Origin of the sequence: Escherichia sp. AM3 (assembly GCF_032029835.1) — a bacterium.
Taxonomy (GTDB): domain Bacteria; phylum Pseudomonadota; class Gammaproteobacteria; order Enterobacterales; family Enterobacteriaceae; genus Escherichia; species Escherichia coli.
The window spans coordinates 1-252 of sequence record NZ_JAVUPQ010001146.1; the positions used below are offsets into that span (position 1 = coordinate 1).

A 252-nucleotide genomic window follows, 5' to 3' on the forward strand; every position below is an offset into this window, starting at 1 on the left:
GTGTTATGGCCAGCATGTTGGTTCCAGCATTGAACTTCACATCAAAACTCTTCGGGCTGGCATTAATTGGCGGATCTGACTGTGGCCACGGTGCGCCATTGATGTCCGTCAGGGTGACGACGCTCTGGTTATTCATGGCCGTGCGTACCAGCGGGATACTGGCGCCTGGAGAAAGATTGAGGGTTAATGAACTGATACGCGGAACCACGCTTATCATTGGGGCATTTACAGAACGCTCGTTGTCGGTCAGTC

The 252-nt window shown here is 52.8% G+C and carries 1 protein-coding gene; it reads right to left on the bottom strand.

From position 1 onward, the window contains the following. On the bottom strand, nucleotides 1–252 hold a 252-nt coding region (locus tag RTW80_RS30080; protein WP_312721834.1), incomplete at both ends, for a DotH/IcmK family type IV secretion protein.